We start from the raw sequence: 17,899 nt of genomic DNA on the forward strand, positions 1-17,899 counted from the left end.
ATAATAAGAAATAAGAAAATAGAAATAATAATATGAGCGAAAACTTGAAAATTCCCGAAAAAATTCGATGTGAAGCCGGACAAAATCACACGGATGTGATTTTGAGTGAAGACGAACATGGATGTGAGTCTGCAACGACCGGCGGGAACGAGAATTTTTGAGGATTAGAATTTTCTACTTGTTTGAGCGATTATTATTATTTCTATTTTCGAAAAAAGTTTTTGAGGATTAGCAATCGAGTCTCATGAGTGAATCTTTTTATGAAGTTTTCTAGAATGATATTTTTAAAGAACTTTTATTTTTTTTAATCTACAACGAAATCAAATCATGAACTTATATTTTTCTCAATTATTATAATTTTCAAGAAATAAAAATTCCCGGCAATAAAGCCGGGAATTGAATATATTTATCTTGGTATTTCTATTTTTGAATAATCACCAACAACAAGTCTTATAGTTTTTGGTTTTCTATCGCTGTGAACCACTGTTGCATTTGCTCCAATTATACTTGAATCCAATCTTGTTTCAAGATGTGCAATTGTTGCATTATCAAGTATTATAGAATTTTCTATTTCAGCATTTTCAATTGTAACTCCTGTTCCTATACTTGTATAAGGACCTATATATGAATCTGAAATAAGCACATTATCTCCTATAATTATTGGACCTCTAAGAACGCTATTTAAAATTCTTGCACCCTTTCCAATTACCACATTACCGTGAATTGAAGAGTTTTCATAAACAATACCTTCATTTCTGCTATCTTTTAACTGTTCTAATATTTTTCTATTGGCTTCAATCAAATCTTCAGGTTTTCCTGTATCCTTCCACCAGCCATATATAATATGTGCCCCTACATTTTTTTCATTATCAAGTAGCCATTGAATAGCATCTGTAATTTCCAATTCGCCTCTCCATGATGGTTTAATATTTTTAATAGCTTCAAAAACAACAGGTTTAAATATATATACACCGATAATTGCTAAATCCGATGGAGGATCCTTTGGTTTTTCAACAACCTTTATAACCTTATTATCTTTTAAAACAGCAATACCAAATCTTGAAGGATCTTCTACAGGAGTTAAAAGAATAAATGAATCCATATTTTCATTATTAAATTCTTCAACAAACTTTTTCAAATCTACAGTTACCAGATTATCACCTAAATACATTAAAAATTCATCATCTTTTAAGAAATCTTCTGAGATAGCAACAGCATGAGCCAATCCTTTAGGTTCTTCCTGAACGATATATGTTATGTTTAAACCAAGTTGTTCTCCAGTTCCTAAAGTGGCTTCAAAATCCTTTTTATTATCTGGGTTTACAACAATACCAACTTCTGTAATACCAGCTTCCTTAATCATTTCAAGACTATATACAATAGTTGGTTTGTTTGCAATAGGAATTAATGGTTTTGCATTTGTAAATGTTAAAGGTCTTAACCTTGTACCTTTACCAGCACACAATATCAACGCCTTCATATTTGCACCCCCTGTATAATTTTTAATAATCTTTCATGTATATATGGATTAGAATAAATAGCTTTTTTATTAAAGATTGTAGCTTTGTTTCCGGAATAATCTGTAATTATTCCTCCAGCTTCTTTTACAATAATATATCCTGCAGCAACGTCCCATGAATTTCCTTTTACAGAAATAAATGCATCAAGATTTCCAGTTCCCACATATGCAATTTGTAAAGCAGCAGTACCTAACAGTCTCACTCTCATTACATTGTTTTCAAGAGCACGGAAAAATTTATATGTATGACCACGTAAATTTCCTAAAGATATCATAGAACTCTCAATATCTTTATTCCAATGAGGAATTACCTTTTTGCCATTTTCATATACTCCTTTTCCTTTTTCAGCATATATTAATTGATTCATAACAGGTGCATATATAACACCATATAATGGTTCATCATCTTCAACATATGCAGCGGAAATGCAGAAATTTGGAATTCCTTTTGCAAAATTAACAGTTCCATCTATTGGGTCAATAACCCAGTATCCTTTAGTTGAAGGTTTTTTGTCAAAACCATCTTCTTCAGCCAAAAATCCTATTTCAGGAAATTTTTTAGTTAATTCATTATATAAGAAATCCTGAACTCTAAAATCAAGAGAAGTTACCAGATCAAATTTCGAAGATTTAGTATTAACAGAAAACTCTTCTTCACGCCATTCCAAAAGCTTTCTTCCAGCATTAAAGACAAGATCCTTTAAATATTCAAACTCTTTCATCTTTTCACCTGCTTCATTAATATATTATTTAATCCAGTCTTTATACACACACCACATAAAGAACATTTATCCCATCTGCAGTCTTCAGTAGTTTTTGCTTCTTCAGCTTTTTTTTCTTCAAATTTTAAAAATTCTTCGGTTATTAAAATGTCCACGATTTTCCATGGCAATTCATCTGTATTTATTTCATCTAAATAAAGAGATGTGTTTATATTATTTTTGTTTATAGCTCTTGCCCATTTTCTAAAATCGAATTCTTCTTCCCATTCATCGAAAATGGCACCTTCTTCAAAGGCTGCATCATAAATAACCTTTCCAATTTTACTATCTCCACGAGATAACAATGCTTCAATTAAACTTTCGTAAGGGTCATGGATGTTTAATCTTGCGAATTTCCTTACTTCATTTAATATTTTTATTTTTTCCTTAACCTCTTTTGGTTGTACAAACCGCTCTTTTTCAAAAGGAGTATGTGGTTTTGGAATAAAAATCGAGACATTAACAGTAATATCCTTTAATTTGGCCTCTTTTTTTATTTTTCGAGCTAATTCAACAATAGCTTTTACGTCTTCATCGGTTTCTCCTGGCAATCCAATCATAAAATATAGTTTTATTCTTCTCCAGCCAGCTTCTTTGGCAAATTTAGCGACATTAATAATTTCTTCTTCACTTAAATTTTTGTTTATTATATCTCTTAATCTCTGTGAACCAGCTTCGGGAGCAAAGGTTAACCCTGTTTTTCGGGCTCCAGAAATCTTACTTCCAATTTCTATACCAAATCTATCAACCCTGCTTGAAGGTAAAGAAATTGAAATTCTGTTTTCTTTTAAAAAATCATTTAATTCATCAAGAACACTTTCTAAATCACTATAATCCAGAGTACTCAAAGATAATAGTGAAATTTCATTATAACCGGTACTTTCAAGTGTTTTGTAGGATAAATCAATTATGCTCTTGGCTGTCCTTTCTCTTACAGGTCTATAATAAAAACCCGCGTGACAGAATCTACAGCCTCTATCGCAACCACGCATAACCTCTATTATAGCCCTGTTGTGAATAGTTTTAATCTTTGGGACTATTTGATTAACCGGAAATTTCACCGTATTTAAATCTCTAACCTTTCTTACTTTAACTCTATCTTTAAATTTTGGAATATAAAAACCATAATTATTTTCTTCAACAGGATAAAATTTTGGCACATAAAATCCTTCCGTTTCGTGAAATTTTTTAAGTTTTTCATCTCTTGAAACATCACTTGAAATTATTTTTATAATATCTTCAGAAACCTCTTCGCCATCACCATTAAAAAAAACATCAATAAAATCCCTTAATGGTTCAGGATTTGAAGCGCTTGGTCCTCCGGCAATAATTATAGGATCATTTTCAGATCTATCTTTTGACCAGACAGGTATATTTCCAAGTTTTAACGCGTGTAATAGATTGGTATAAGATAGCTCATATTGCAAGGTAATTCCTATTAAATCAAAATCTTTTATAGGAGTAAATGTTTCAAGAGAATATAAAGGAATATTGTGTTTTTTCATCTCTTCAATCATATCTTTCCAGGGTAAAAAAATCCTTTCAGCATACACATTCTCAAAAGAATTAAATTCATTTAATAATATTTGAAACCCTGTGTGAGACATACCAACTTCATATAGGTCTGGAAACATAAGACCTATTCTTATTTTATTATTTAAATCTTTTTTTATAATATTATATTCTCCGCCAATATATCTTGCAGGTTTTCTTACTCTATGTAATACACCGCTTGAAAATAACCATTTCTGTATATTCAAAATAAATCCTCCCTCTAATCTATTCAAAAACTAAGTATATCATAAATCTTTTAAAGTTTATGAAATTCTTTTTATTTTTTATATTACTTTTTTGCTGCTTTGTTTAGAATAAATAGATTTCCTTTGAAGTTTGTATATACACAAAACATATATATAAAGAATATTATGTGTTTTTTTGGATAAAAAGGTTCGCTATGTTAATAAAATATTTTGATTGTTAATAAAATAAATGAAATTTTTTTCATACTTGACAGTTATATTAAAGTGTGGTAAAATATAACCAAGATTTTACATTTGTAATATTAAGGGAGGGATTCTATGAAGAAGTTTTTATTGACGATGGTTTTAGTTTTAAGTCTCGTTGTATTTGCAAACATTAAAATTGGTGTTGTTTTACCAATGACCGGTGGTATTGCAGCATTTGGTGAAATGAGCTGGCAGGGAATTGAATTAGCACATGAAATGTATCCAGAAGTATTGGGTCAGAAAATTGATTTAGTACTTGTTGATAACAGATCCGAAAAAACAGAAGCTGCAAATGCTGTAAGTAGGGTAATTGACAAAGACAAGGTTGTAGCAATTATTGGTGAAGTTGCAAGTGCTCATTCATTAGCAGGTGGTGCAGTTGCCGAAAGAAAACATATTCCTATGTTAACTTCTTCATCAACAAATCCATTAGTTACAACAGGTAAAAAATATGTTTCACGTGTATGTTTTATCGACCCATATCAAGGTGCTGCAGCAGCAATATTCGCATTTGATAATTTAAAAGCAAAGAAAGCAGCAGTATTTATTGATGTTGAACAGGATTACAGTGTTGGTTTAGCTAATTTCTTCAAAAAGAAATTTAAAGAACTTGGCGGAAATTACTTTATTGAATTCTTTAAAACAGGTGACCAGGAATTTAGTGCTCAATTAACAGATGCATTAAATAAAAATCCAGATGTATTATATATCACAGGATATTATCCAGAAATTTCATTATTTGCAAGACAGGCAAGAATGTTAGGATACAATGGTCCAATACTTGCTGGTGACGGTGCAGAAGCAGAAGAATTAATAAAAATCGGTGGAGATGCAGTAGAAGGATTATATTACACAACACATTTCCATCCAGATGGTGCAGCAACAGAAATGACAAAGGTATTTGTTGAAAAGTTTATAGAAAAATTTGGAACAAAACCAGGTGCTATGCATGCTTTGGGATTTGATGCATACTTAGTTATGAGAAAAGCTATTGAGATGGCCGGGAAAGCAGATCCAAAAGCTATTGCTAAAGCAATTAGAGAAGTTAAAAACTTCCCTGGTGCAACAGGTATGATTACTATTAACAAAAATGGTGATGCTGAAAAATCAGTTGTAGTTGATATGGTTAAAAATGGAGAATTTACATATGTAACTACAGTAAATCCTGCTGAAAAATAATTTTAGCTTTAATTCCCCGGTCACTCCGGGGTTTTTTATTGATTGAAATGGAGGTGTTTTTGTGAGTGGTTCAATTTTTCTTCAAAATTTATTTAATGGCTTAATGTTTGGAGGATTATATGCATTATTAGCCGTTGGATATACAATGGTCTATGGGATTTTAAGACTTATAAATTTTGCCCATGGTGACATTATGATGATGGGTGTTTATTTTGCGTTTTATGCATCATTGGTAGGTTCTCCCCTATGGCTCTCCGTAATTATTGGTGTTTTAGGAGCTGCATTTCTTGGTTTCCTTATAGATAGAATTGCATATAAACCTTTGAGAAACGCTCCTAGAATTTCCGCGTTAATCACAGCAATTGGTATGAGTTTCTTTTTAGAAAGTATAGCTGTTGTTGTTTTTGGTGCAGTTCCAAAATCATTTACAGCAGTTTTTAATGAAAATAACAAATGGATATTAAATAAAACATTTACAATTGGAGGGGCAAGAATACCAGTTTTAACCTTTATGGTTTTCATAATAACAGCTGTATTGTTCTTAATCCTTTTCTGGATAGTATATAAAACAAAAATTGGTATGGCTATGAGGGCAATTTCCTCAGATATACCTACAACATCATTAATGGGTATTAATGTGGATATGGTAATTGGTTTTACATTTGCATTGGGTTCAGCAATGGCAGCAGCTGGAGGTATTATGTGGGCTATGAGATATCCTAACGTATTTCCATATATGGGATTTATGCCCGGTCTTAAAGCATTTATTGCAGCTGTTCTTGGTGGAATAGGTTCTATTCCTGGTGCTGTTGTTGGTGGATTTTTATTAGGAATTATGGAAATATTCCTTGTTGCATTAATGCCATCTGCAGCAGGTTACAGGGACGCCTTTGCTTTTATTATCCTTATTATCATTCTTTTAATAAAACCCGATGGATTATTGGGTAAAAAATCTGTGGTAAAGGTGTGATAGCATGAGTATGAAAAAATTAAACTGGATATTAAATATAATAGCTATTGTTATATTTACGCTTTTTTTATCTTATGCCAATAATAGCTTTGATGATTACACATTAAGAATTATTACTTTAATACCTATTTATGCAATAATGGCAGTTAGTTTGAATTTAATAAATGGTATTACAGGTATATTCTCATTGGGACATGCTGGATTTGTGTTATTAGGTGCTTATACATCAGCATTATTAACCCTTGAACCAATGCAAAAGGAAATGTCTTATATAATTATGCCAATTCAGCCATGGTTATTGAATCTTCATTCAGGATTTTTGGTAGCAACAATTGCTGGAGGAGTAATTGCAGCTGTATTTGCATTTCTAATTGGATGGCCTACTTTGAAATTATCAGGTGATTACCTTGCAATTGCAAGTTTGGGTTTTGCTGAAATAGCAAGGGTTGCAGCAAATAATATGATTAGCGTTACCAATGGTCCTCTTGGATTAAAAGGACTTCCTAATTACACAAATGTATATTGGGCATGGGGTTGGTTATTGGTTACATTAATCGCTATTATCAGTCTTGTTAAGAGTTCATATGGAAGGGCTTTGATTGCTATAAGAGAAGACTCAATAGCTGCAGAATCAATGGGTATAAATGTATTTAAACATGAGTTATTGGCCTTTGTTTTTGGTGCATTCTTTGCAGGTATTTCAGGAGCATTATATGCTCATTGGCTTACAACAATTGATCCAAGGATTACAACATTTGGTCCGTTATTGACATTCTATGTATTAATAATGGTTGTTCTTGGAGGTTTAGGAAGTATTACAGGTTCTGTTATAGGTGCAGGAGTATTTGCTCTTATGTTTGAATATTTAAGAGCTTTAGAAGAACCATTTGATATTTTTGGTATGCATGTTCCAGGTATTCCAGGAATGAGAATGCTTGTTATTTCTGCAATATTTATCTTCCTGATGATATTCTGGCAGAAGGGTATTATGGGAAGAAGCGAACTTACATGGGAGAGAATATTAAAATTCTTGAAAATAGAAGTGAAAAAACCTTCCTTAGCAGAGGTTTATTTAGGTAAAGAAGGTGATGAATGATGAAAAAAATTCTTGAAATGAATCACATAACAATGCAATTTGGAGGGCTTATAGCAGTTAATGATTTTCATAATCAATTGTATGAAGGAGAATTATTGGGCTTAATAGGTCCTAATGGAGCCGGTAAGACAACAGCATTTAATGTTATTACAGGTATCTATATCCCTACAAAAGGCAAGGTAATTTTTGATGGTATTGATATTACGCCATTTAGACCACATGAAATTACGCATCTTGGAATTGCCAGGACATTTCAGAACATTAGATTATTTCAGGATATGACAGTTTTAGAAAATGTTATAGTTGCTCAACATCATATGCTTTCAAATAGCGATGTGGATAAAATAATGAAAAAGCATGGTAAAAATCCAAAGGGTAGTTCGCCAATGTGGTTTATAAAGGCTCTTACAAAAATTGGATATTTAAGTAAAGAAAAAGAAATGATAAAAGAAGGATTGTTATTATTAGAAAAGGTTGGATTATTACATCTTGCAGAGGAAAAAGCATCAGCATTACCTTATGGGTTACAGAGAAAATTAGAAATTGCACGTGCTCTGGCAACGCATCCAAAAGTATTGTTATTGGATGAACCAGCAGCAGGTATGAATCCACAGGAATCTGAAGAATTAATGCATTTTATTAGAAAAATAAGAGATGAGTTTAATCTTTCCATACTTTTAATAGAACACGATATGAAGGTTGTTATGGGAGTGTGTGAAAGAATACTTGTTCTCGATTATGGTGCAATAATTGCTGAAGGTAAGCCTGAAGAGATTCAAAAGAATCCAAGGGTTATTGAGGCATACCTTGGAGAGGAGTGGAAGAATGCAAAAGCAGAATAATAATGAAATAGTACTTGAAATTAAAGATTTAAACATATATTATGGAGCTATACATGCTGTAAAAGGAATTAACATAAAGGTTCCAAAAGGGAAGATTATAACCCTTATTGGTGCCAATGGTGCCGGAAAAACCTCAACCCTTTCAGCTATTGCCGGACTTGTAAAACCAAAAAGCGGTGAAATACTCTATAAGGGAAATAATATTGCAGGAAAAAGTTCACATGAAATTACAAGAATGGGTATAGCTCTTGTTCCAGAAGGACGTAGAATATTCCCGAATTTAACCGTATATGAAAATCTTATGATGGGTGCATATAATAGAAAAGATAAAGAAGGTATAGAAAGAGACTTAGAATGGGTATATAATTTATTCCCGCGATTAAAGGAACGTTTAAAACAATTAGGAGGAACATTATCAGGTGGAGAACAGCAAATGCTTGCTATTAGTAGAGCAATTATGAGTAAACCTGAAATTATAATGATGGATGAACCATCGTTAGGATTAGCACCTGTACTTGTTTCTGAAGTGTTTGATATTATAAAGGTTATAAATGAAAATGGAGGAACTATCTTATTAATTGAGCAAAATGCTGCTCAGGCATTAAGAGTATCCCATTATGGGTATGTGCTTGAAACAGGAAATATTATACTTGAAAATGATTCAGATTTATTATTGAAGGATGAAAGTGTACAAAAAGCCTATCTTGGAATGGCCTGACAACTATTGATACGCCGTCATAGTTGCACCTCATAATGCTTAAAAATCAAAGGCTCCCCTTACGGGAGCCTTTGTGCATTATTCTGTAGCTTTATTAAAGTTTAATATTCCTCTTTTTTCTAAGAGAATTAAAAGAGGTAATCCAAGTGCATAACATGCTATTGCTTCTCCAATACCAATCCATAATACAGTTGACCAATATGGAACATGTGCAAGAGGAGCAACATAAGCAGAAACACCAAATGCATTAACAATTACAGGTGGCAATGGTGCAAGATATTTATTTGGCATTTTATAGGTTAAATATGCGGCTACTAAAGTCAAAGCGCTGCCAAGAAAGATATCAATTGCGCCAAATCCACCAAAAATATTAGCTAACATAGCTCCAATATACAATGCAGGAATAAAAATAGGATTTAAAAAAGGTAAAACGGTTAAAGCTTCTGAAATCCTTACCTGCATAGGGCCGTAACTAATAGGTTGTAATACCACAGTTAATGCGACATATAATGCCGCAACTACACCTGCCAATACCATGTTTTTAGTTTTCAAAGAAAACACCTCCTTGTTTTGTTAAGGCGGGTGCCGCGACCGCCATGAATAGCAAAGAATTTTAACATATTATTTTTAAAAAAATATTTCTTTTAAAAGAAAATAGCAACAATTATAAACAATACAATAGCTATGACAAGTGAGATGAAAGCGTGTTTATCATTTTTTTGTATAACAGATTCTTTTTTTAAGTAACCTTTTCTTAATTCCTTAGCAGAACTATTAAATAAATACATAGAGTTAATTATTAAAATTACACCAGCGTAGAATAATATATTGGCAATCATTCACTTATTCCTCCTTGTAAATTTTACAATTAAGTATTATAATTATATCATGAGTTGTAAAAGGAGGTATTAACATTGAATAAAGAATTAACTCCACCCCATAGTCAGGAAGCAGAAGAGGCGCTTTTAGGTAGTATTTTTCTTGACCCGCAAATATTACCGGATATTCTGGAAGAAATACGTTCACATGATTTTTATAATCAACAACATCAAATTATATTTAAAATTATAGAGGATTTATTTGATAGAGGATTGCCTGTTGATGCAATTTCTGTTATGGAAAGTTTAAGAAATGCAAATTTGCTTGAAAGAGCAGGTGGAGAAGATAAACTTATTTATCTGGCTGAAGTTGTTCCAACACCTGCAAATGCTTTATATTATGCAAAAATCGTAAAGGATAAGTCATTATTAAGAAGCCTTATAACTGCAAGTTCAGAAATAGTTGAAGCAACAAAAACAATTGGTGAAGCGGAAGAAATTCTTGATTTTGCAGAAAAAAAGATATTTGAAATAGCGGAATCACGAGCAACGAGAACATATGATTCAGTTCCGAACATAATTCACGATGTTTTTGAAAAACTTGATGAATTAAAAAAACGTGCTTCAGTTGAACCAAATGCTCTCGTTACAGGTCTACCTACAGGGTTCATTTCTTTAGATCGCCTTACCTCGGGATTTCATAAATCTGATTTAATCATTATCGCAGCTCGTCCATCAATGGGTAAAACAACATTTGCATTAAATGTGGCAAGTAATCTTGCAATAAAATATAAAATCCCAATAGCAATGTTTAACCTTGAAATGTCAAAAGAACAGCTTGTGCAAAGAATATTATGTGCTGAAGCACATGTGGATTTACAAAAAGTTAGAACAGGTATGTTAAACAATGAAGATTGGAATAAATTGGTTAATGCCGCACATAAATTATCCCAATCAAAAATAGTGGTTGATGATGAGCCGGGGCTTGATCCAAGAACATTAAGAGCAAAAGCAAGAAGAATGAAAAGAGAATATGGAATAGAAGCAATCTTTATAGATTATCTTCAATTGATGTCATCTAAATCAAGAAGTGGTGAAAGCAGGCAACAGGAAATTTCGGAAATTTCACGTTCATTGAAATTGCTGGCAAGAGAATTAAATGTAGTTATAGTTGCTCTTTCTCAGCTTTCAAGAGCAGTAGAGCAGAGAGAAGATAAAAGACCGCGTTTAAGTGATTTAAGGGAATCAGGGGCTATAGAGCAGGATGCCGATATGGTAATGTTTTTATACAGAGATGCATATTATAAAAGAAAGAAGGATAATAAAAAAGAGAATCAGGATGATAATGGAGAAAATCTTATATTAAATCACCCACATGAATCAGAGTTAATTATAGGAAAACAGAGAAATGGTCCAGTTGGGACAATAAAATTAATGTTCGATCCAAAAATAACATTATTTTATGAAAAAGATAATTTACATAACGAACCGTATTAGGAGGAAAGAAAATGGTAAAAAATATACAAAAAAAGGTTATACAGTTAATTGAAAAAAAACCTTTATTACAGAAAGAGATATATGCCAAGTTAAAGGCTAAAACAAAGGAAGAAAGAAAAAAGGTAAGAGATGCGTTAAAAGAAATGATGGATAACGGAGAAATCTACAAAAATTCTAAAAACAAATATTGTTTACCAGGAAAAAATATGAAAATAGGAATTATAGAATTTACAAGAAGAGGAAGTATGGCATTTGTAACCATAAAAGGTGGAGAAGAAATAGCCATAACTCTTGAAAATGCTAAAGATGCAATGCATAAAGATACAGTGTTGGTAGAAATAATTGGAACATGGCGAGACTTGCCAAAAGGAAAAGTTGTAAGAGTATTAAAAAGAGGAATGAAAAAGGTTGTAGGAATATTTGAAAAGAAAAAATTATTTGGTTTTATTATTCCTATAGATCAAAAAATAAACACAGATTTTTATGTAGCTCCTGAAAACTTTAATGATGCTAAACCAGGACAGGTTATAGAAGCTGAAATAATAAAATATGGTGGTAAAAATCCTGAGGTAAAGATAACAAAAATAATAGGTGACACAAATGATCCAAAAGTGGATTTGCCAATAGTCATTATAAAACACGAGCTTCCTGAGCCTGGAGTATTTCCAAAAAATGTAATGAATGAAGCTTTAAAGATACCAAATACAGTACAGGATAAGGATTTAAAAGGTAGAAAAGATTTTAGAGATGAAATTATCTTTACAATAGATGGAGATACTGCAAAAGACTTTGATGATGCAGTTCAAATAAAGAAATTAGATAATGGAAATTATTTATTAGGTGTTCATATTGCTGATGTTTCTCATTATGTAAAGGAAAATTCCAACCTTGACAAAGAAGCATTTAAAAGAGGAACAAGTGTTTATTTAATAGATACTGTAATTCCAATGTTGCCTCATGAGCTTTCAGATTGGATATGTTCTCTTGTTGAAAATGAAGATAGACTCACCATGTCATTGCTTATGGAAATAGATGAAAATGGTGATGTTGTAGATTTTAATGTATATAACGGAGTTATCAGGAGTAAAAAAAGGCTTACATATAGCAAAGTAAATAAACTATTATCAAATGAAGCAGATGAGGAACTTGAAAAGGAAATAGGCTGGTTGAGACCACAATTAGAAATGATGAAAGAATTAATGGAGATAATCAGGGAAAACAGGAGAAGAAGAGGAGCTATTCTTGATATTGAAGGTGGAGAAGTAAAATTTATATTTGATGAAAATGGCAACGTAAAGGATATAATTCCTGTTGAAAGAGGCATTTCAGAAGTAATAATTGAAGAATTTATGATTAAAGCTAATGAAACTATAGCCTCTATATTTGATTCGCAGGGATTGCCGTTTATATATAGAATTCACGAAGAACCTGATCCGGATATGCTTTTACAACTAAAAAATTATCTTGAAATTATAGGTTTGAGATACAAATTTCCAAAGAATATACATCCAAAATTATTACAGGATTTATTGGAACATCTTAAAGATCATCCATTGAAAAAAAGTATACAGAAATTATTGGTTCGCTCTTTAAAAAGAGCAGTATATTCAGATTTAAATGTAGGACACTTTGGTCTTGCATCTGAAAATTATACGCATTTTACATCACCAATAAGAAGATATCCTGATTTGATTGTACATAGATTATTGAAAAAATATCTAAAAGGAAAAGGAACGCTTTCAAAAAAAGATATAGAGAAATATACAGAAAAGCTTCCTGAAATAGCTTCTCACAGTTCAAAAAGAGAAAGAGTAGCAAATGAAGCGGAATGGGATCTTGCGGATATGAAAAAGGTAGAGTATATTTTAGACCATATGAATGAAATCTTTGAAGTATACATAACTAATGTAACCAAATTTGGTTTGTTTGTGGAAATACCGGATAAATTTATACAGGGTCTTGTTCATGTATCCTCTATGGATGACTATTATGTTTATAATGAAAAATTAAATGTTCTTGTTGGAGATAGAAAAAAGAAAGTTTATAAATTAGGAGATAAAATAAAGGTAAGGGTAAAAAATGCAAATAAATTAACAGCGGAAATAGATTTTGAAATAGTTGATAAAACAGATGAAGAAATGGAAAAAGAATTAAAAGGGAAATATCCAAATGCAAAGATAAAAGTAAAAAGAAAAAAGAAGAAAAATAAAAAGTAATAATAAAAAAGAGAGCCGCACGGCAGACGTTACCGTTGCGGCGGCCCCTATACCCCCCTAGGTATTTTTTTCATTACATATTATACCATAAAAATACAAAAAAGTAACACTTCTATACGGTAAAATGAAAAATTGTAACAAAAAACATGGGGTTAATAATAAATACATATTTCAAAGAAAGGTATCTAACGAACCTGCTGCAGAATAAAATAAAAGGGGGATATCCCCCTTTTATTTTATATATTATGGTATATCAATTATTAAAAGATATAAATTTTCATGATTTGTATTATTTTTTATATTTTCAAAAAAAGAATAATCGTCTATATGCTCAAAATCTCTACCATCATGAAAGACAAGCTTCCATTCTTCGGGATAAGCATAACTCCCTCTTTCATATCTTTCAAGATTTTCCTTTAAAGTATTAAAAATAAAATCATCTTCAGGGACCTTTCCTTCAAAACGCTTAATCATATTTTCAGATGCATTGTATAAACCTTTATATAAAGAAATTAATTCCTGGACGGTATCTTCAAATAATTTGCTTTCACTTGCATATGAAATACATGAAGATACATTATGATCACCATATCTTCCAGCGTATTTAGAAGCTTTTTTAATAGCATCTTCTTCAGAGTCTGCAATAACAATAAGACTATAAGTATACATCCAATCCCTCCTTAATATTTATAAAAAAGCGGGGTAGAAATCCCCGCTTTTATTATATCATAACCATTCTCTTTCAAAATATCTTGTATGTAATAATTTATGTGATTTTTCACTGAGAGGTTTTTCAAGGAATTCATCGTATAATTTTTTAATAGATGGATTTTCATGTGATTTTCTAATAGGTTTGCTTTTATCGATTTTATTAATAGCTTCAATTCTCTTTTTGATGATATTAAAGTCTCCGTGATGATAAGGTTGTCCTCCACCACCAACACATCCGCCAGGACATGCCATTACTTCAATAAGATGTACCTCAACTTTACCTTCTCTGATATCTTCTAACAATTTTCTAACATTACCTAAACCATGAGCAACACCAATTCTGATTTTTTGACCTTTAATATCAACTTCAGCAATTCTTACTCCTTCATAACCTCTTAAAGCTTCAAAATCAACATCTTTTAATTCTTCTCCTGTAATCCATTCATAAGCAGTTCTTAATGCAGCTTCTGCAACACCACCTGTTCTTCCAAAAATATCAGCAGCACCTGTTGACTCGCCTAATGGATTATCGTATTCACCTTCGGGTAAATTCTGGAAGTTAATACCTGATTCTCTGATCATATCTGCCAATTCTCTTGTAGTAATTACATAATCAACATCTTTATAACCTGAATCTCTCATTTCTTCCCTGTTTGCTTCATATTTTTTAGCAAGACATGGCATAACTGAAACTACAACTATATCCTTTGGATCAATTCCTGCTTTTTGTGCATAATATGTTTTTGCTATTGCACCAAACATTTGCTGAGGTGATTTAGCACTTGATGGCATTTCTAATAAATCAGGGAACTGATGTTCTAAGAATTTAACCCAGCCTGGACAACAACTTGTAAGCATAGGCATATATCCACCATTTTCAAGTCTTTCTTTAAATTCAGAAGCTTCTTCCATTATAGTTAAATCAGCACTAAAATTAGTATCAAATACTTTATCAAAACCTAAAACCTTTAATGCAGAAACAAGTTTCCCTGTTGAAATTGTTCCAGGTTCATAACCAAATTCTTCACCAAGAGCAACCCTTACTGCAGGAGCTGTTTGAACTACAACATGTTTTGTTGGATCCTCAATTACATCCCAGACCTGATCAATATATGATTTTTCAACAAGAGCTCCTGTTGGACATACTGCAACACATTGACCACAGAAAGTACATGCGGTATTTTCCAAATTCCAGTCAAAAGTTGGTTTCACAACAGCATCAAATCCTCTATTAACTGCTGATAATACACCAACTGTCTGGAATTCATTACATACAGTTTCACATCTTCTACACATAATACATTTATTTGGATCTCTTATAATAGCAGCTGATTCGTCAATTCTGTGAGTTGACATCTTACCCATAAAAGGATTTGAAACAATATTTAATTCGTGAGCAAGGCTCTGTAATTCACAGTCACCATTTTTAGGACATTTTAAACAATCCTGAGGATGATCTGATAATAAAAGTTGAACAGCAGTTCTTCTTGCCTGAATAGCTCTTCTTGAATGTGTTTTAACAACCATTCCATCAAAAACTGGAGTAGCACATGCTGGAGCAAGGTTTCTTCTTCCTTCTACTTCAACCATACAAACCCTACATGAGGCAGGTTTATTTTCAATTCCTATATCTTCAAGTTTCATATAACATAATGTTGGAACATATGCACCTATTGAATTAATAGCATCTAAAACTGTATAATTTTCAGGAACTTCAACCTCTTTACAATTTATAGTAATTTTTGGCATATTGCATCCTCCTTCCTTATATCTTTTCTATAGCGCCGAATCTACATGTTGCATAACAGGCGCCGCATTTAATACATTTTTCCTGATCTATTTCATGTGGTTTCTTAATTTCACCACTAATTGCATTTACAGGACAAACTCTCGCACATGCTGTACATCCCACACATTTATCCTTATCAATTACATATGTAATTAAATTCTTACATACTCCAGCTGGACATGTTTTATCAAGAACATGTGCTTCATATTCATCTCTGAAATAATGCAGAGTGGATAATATTGGATTAGGTGATGTTTGACCTAAACCACATAATGCAGAATCTTTTATAGTTTTTCCTAAAGTTTCAAGTGTATTTAAATCTTCTATTGTTGCTCTACCAGAAGTAATCTTTTCTAATATTTCAAGTAATCTTACGTTACCTATTCTACATGGAGTACATTTACCACATGATTCTTCAACGGAGAATTCAAGATAGAACTTTGCAACATCAGGCATACATGTATTTTCGTCCATAACAATCATACCACCTGAACCCATCATAGAACCCAATGCAGTTAATGTATCAAAATCAATTGGAGTATCGAGATATGCTTCAGGAATACATCCTCCTGATGGTCCACCTGTTTGAACAGCTTTAAATTTCTTGTTATCTCTAATTCCACCACCAATATCAAAAATAACCTCTCTTAATGTTGTACCCATTGGAACTTCAACAAGTCCAACATTGTTAACCTTACCTGCTAGTGCAAAAACCTTTGTTCCAGGAGATTTTTCTGTTCCAAGACTTCTAAACCATTTTGCACCCTTTAAAATAATAGGAGCAATATTTGCAAGTGTTTCAACATTATTTATAATAGTTGGTTTGCCCCATAAACCTTTTTGGGCAGGGAAAGGAGGTTTTGTTCTTGGTTCTCCTCTGTATCCTTCAATTGAAGCTAATAAAGCAGTTTCTTCACCACAAACAAAAGCTCCAGCACCAAGTCTTATTTCGAGATCAAATGAAAAATCAGTTCCTAAAATATTTTCACCCAATAGTCCATATTCTCTTGCCTGATTAATAGCATTTTGAAGTCTTTTAACTGCAAGTGGATATTCTGCTCTTATGTAAATATATCCCTGATTTGCTCCTATTGCGTAACCTGCAATAGCCATTCCTTCAATAACTGAATGTGGATCACCTTCTAAAACGGATCTATCCATAAATGCTCCCGGGTCACCTTCGTCTGCATTACATACAACATACTTTACATCGCTTTTTGCTTTTTGGGCAAATCCCCATTTTAATCCTGTTGGGAATCCTCCTCCACCTCTTCCTCTAAGACCGGATTCTCTAACTTCTTCAACAACTTCTTCTGGAGTCATTGATAATGCTTTTGCTAAAGCCTGATAACCATCATTTGCAATATATTCATCAATATCATCAGGATCAATTAAACCGGCGTTTCTTAAAGCAACCCTGATTTGTTTTTTATAAAATGGCATTTTCTTTGATTCGTCGATTTTTTCCTTTTCTGTAGGTTCCACGTATAACAATCTTTCAACTTTTCTACCTTTTATAATATGTTCATTAACCAATTCTTCTGCATCTTCCGGTGTAACTCTAACATAAAATGTATTATCAGGTAAGAACTTTACAATAGGTCCCTGTTCACAGAATCCAAAACAACCTGTTCTAACAACCTGAACATCATTTTCAAGATTTTTTTCCTTTATAATCTTTTCAAGATTATCCTTTATAAGTTCACTTTTAGAAGATGTACAACCTGTACCTCCACAGATTAATATGTGATATTTATATGATGGCATTATATTCCCT

Annotated in this window: 15 protein-coding genes; 7 read left to right on the forward strand and 8 right to left on the reverse strand. The window is 32.1% G+C overall.

The genetic code is table 11. The features are described from left to right. Positions 1-406: 406 nt before the first annotated feature. Genes XO11_RS09245 through XO11_RS09255 form a run of 3 tightly spaced genes read right to left on the reverse strand, consistent with a single transcriptional unit; the run spans position 407 to position 4,040 of the window. Positions 407-1,480 (reverse strand): glucose-1-phosphate thymidylyltransferase, encoded by a 1,074-nt coding sequence (locus XO11_RS09245; protein ID WP_014297331.1) that lies wholly within the window; start codon positions 1,478-1,480, stop codon positions 407-409. Further along, on the reverse strand, positions 1,477-2,241 hold the full coding sequence (locus tag XO11_RS09250; RefSeq protein ID WP_014297332.1) for an inositol monophosphatase family protein: 765 nt from the start codon (positions 2,239-2,241) through the stop codon (positions 1,477-1,479). The genes XO11_RS09245 and XO11_RS09250 overlap by 4 nt, the downstream gene beginning before the upstream one ends. Next, on the reverse strand, positions 2,238-4,040 hold the full coding sequence (locus XO11_RS09255; RefSeq protein ID WP_175418527.1) for a TIGR03960 family B12-binding radical SAM protein: 1,803 nt from the start codon (positions 4,038-4,040) through the stop codon (positions 2,238-2,240). Before XO11_RS09255 ends, XO11_RS09250 begins: the two co-directional genes overlap by 4 nt. Positions 4,041-4,358: 318 nt before the next feature. Between XO11_RS09255 and XO11_RS09260 the strand changes: the two genes are divergently transcribed. From XO11_RS09260 to XO11_RS09280, 5 genes are all read left to right on the forward strand, one after another. Then, positions 4,359-5,465, forward strand: a complete 1,107-nt coding sequence (locus XO11_RS09260; RefSeq protein WP_014297334.1) for an ABC transporter substrate-binding protein — start codon at positions 4,359-4,361, stop codon at positions 5,463-5,465. 61 nt (positions 5,466-5,526) lie between these two features. Beyond that, positions 5,527-6,435, forward strand: a complete 909-nt coding sequence (locus XO11_RS09265) for a branched-chain amino acid ABC transporter permease (RefSeq protein ID WP_014297335.1) — start codon at positions 5,527-5,529, stop codon at positions 6,433-6,435. 4 nt (positions 6,436-6,439) lie between these two features. Beyond that, positions 6,440-7,531 carry a branched-chain amino acid ABC transporter permease gene (locus XO11_RS09270; protein ID WP_014297336.1) on the forward strand — a complete coding sequence of 364 codons (1,092 nt, stop codon included), beginning with the start codon at positions 6,440-6,442 and terminating at the stop codon, positions 7,529-7,531. Further along, positions 7,528-8,373, forward strand: a complete 846-nt coding sequence (locus XO11_RS09275; protein ID WP_175418528.1) for an ABC transporter ATP-binding protein — start codon at positions 7,528-7,530, stop codon at positions 8,371-8,373. Before XO11_RS09270 ends, XO11_RS09275 begins: the two co-directional genes overlap by 4 nt. After that, a complete protein-coding gene (locus tag XO11_RS09280; RefSeq protein WP_014297338.1) occupies positions 8,357-9,091 on the forward strand; it encodes an ABC transporter ATP-binding protein in 735 nt (244 codons plus the stop codon). The genes XO11_RS09275 and XO11_RS09280 overlap by 17 nt, the downstream gene beginning before the upstream one ends. 78 nt (positions 9,092-9,169) lie before the next feature. Here XO11_RS09280 and XO11_RS09285 read toward each other — a convergent pair whose 3' ends face one another. Next, entirely contained in the window at positions 9,170-9,643 is a 474-nt protein-coding gene (locus tag XO11_RS09285) for a QueT transporter family protein (RefSeq protein ID WP_014297339.1), read from the reverse strand. Positions 9,644-9,735: 92 nt separating this feature from the next. Then, a complete protein-coding gene (locus XO11_RS09290; RefSeq protein ID WP_014297340.1) occupies positions 9,736-9,930 on the reverse strand; it encodes a hypothetical protein in 195 nt (64 codons plus the stop codon). Positions 9,931-10,005: 75 nt separating this feature from the next. On the opposite strand from XO11_RS09290, the gene dnaB reads away from it, so the two are divergent. Together dnaB and rnr are read left to right on the forward strand one after the other, a co-directional pair. Next, the gene (gene dnaB, locus XO11_RS09295; protein ID WP_014297341.1) at positions 10,006-11,406 is read left to right on the forward strand and encodes a replicative DNA helicase; all 1,401 of its coding nucleotides are present in this window, start codon (positions 10,006-10,008) and stop codon (positions 11,404-11,406) included. Between the two features lie 11 nt (positions 11,407-11,417). Then, positions 11,418-13,622, forward strand: coding sequence for a ribonuclease R (gene rnr, locus XO11_RS09300; RefSeq protein ID WP_175418529.1), 2,205 nt, complete (start codon positions 11,418-11,420; stop codon positions 13,620-13,622). Positions 13,623-13,865: 243 nt separating this feature from the next. On the opposite strand, the gene XO11_RS09305 is transcribed toward rnr, so the two are convergent. From XO11_RS09305 to nuoF, 3 genes are read right to left on the reverse strand one after another with little or no spacing between them, the layout of a single operon-like run. Then, positions 13,866-14,291 carry a hypothetical protein gene (locus XO11_RS09305; protein ID WP_014297344.1) on the reverse strand — a complete coding sequence of 142 codons (426 nt, stop codon included), beginning with the start codon at positions 14,289-14,291 and terminating at the stop codon, positions 13,866-13,868. Between the two features lie 57 nt (positions 14,292-14,348). Further along, on the reverse strand, positions 14,349-16,082 hold the full coding sequence (locus XO11_RS09310; protein WP_175418530.1) for an NADH-dependent [FeFe] hydrogenase, group A6: 1,734 nt from the start codon (positions 16,080-16,082) through the stop codon (positions 14,349-14,351). Positions 16,083-16,098: 16 nt separating this feature from the next. After that, a complete protein-coding gene (nuoF, locus tag XO11_RS09315; RefSeq protein ID WP_014297346.1) occupies positions 16,099-17,889 on the reverse strand; it encodes an NADH-quinone oxidoreductase subunit NuoF in 1,791 nt (596 codons plus the stop codon). Positions 17,890-17,899: the final 10 nt, after the last annotated feature.

This window comes from Marinitoga sp. 1138 (genome assembly GCF_013363265.1).
Classification (GTDB): domain Bacteria; phylum Thermotogota; class Thermotogae; order Petrotogales; family Petrotogaceae; genus Marinitoga; species Marinitoga piezophila.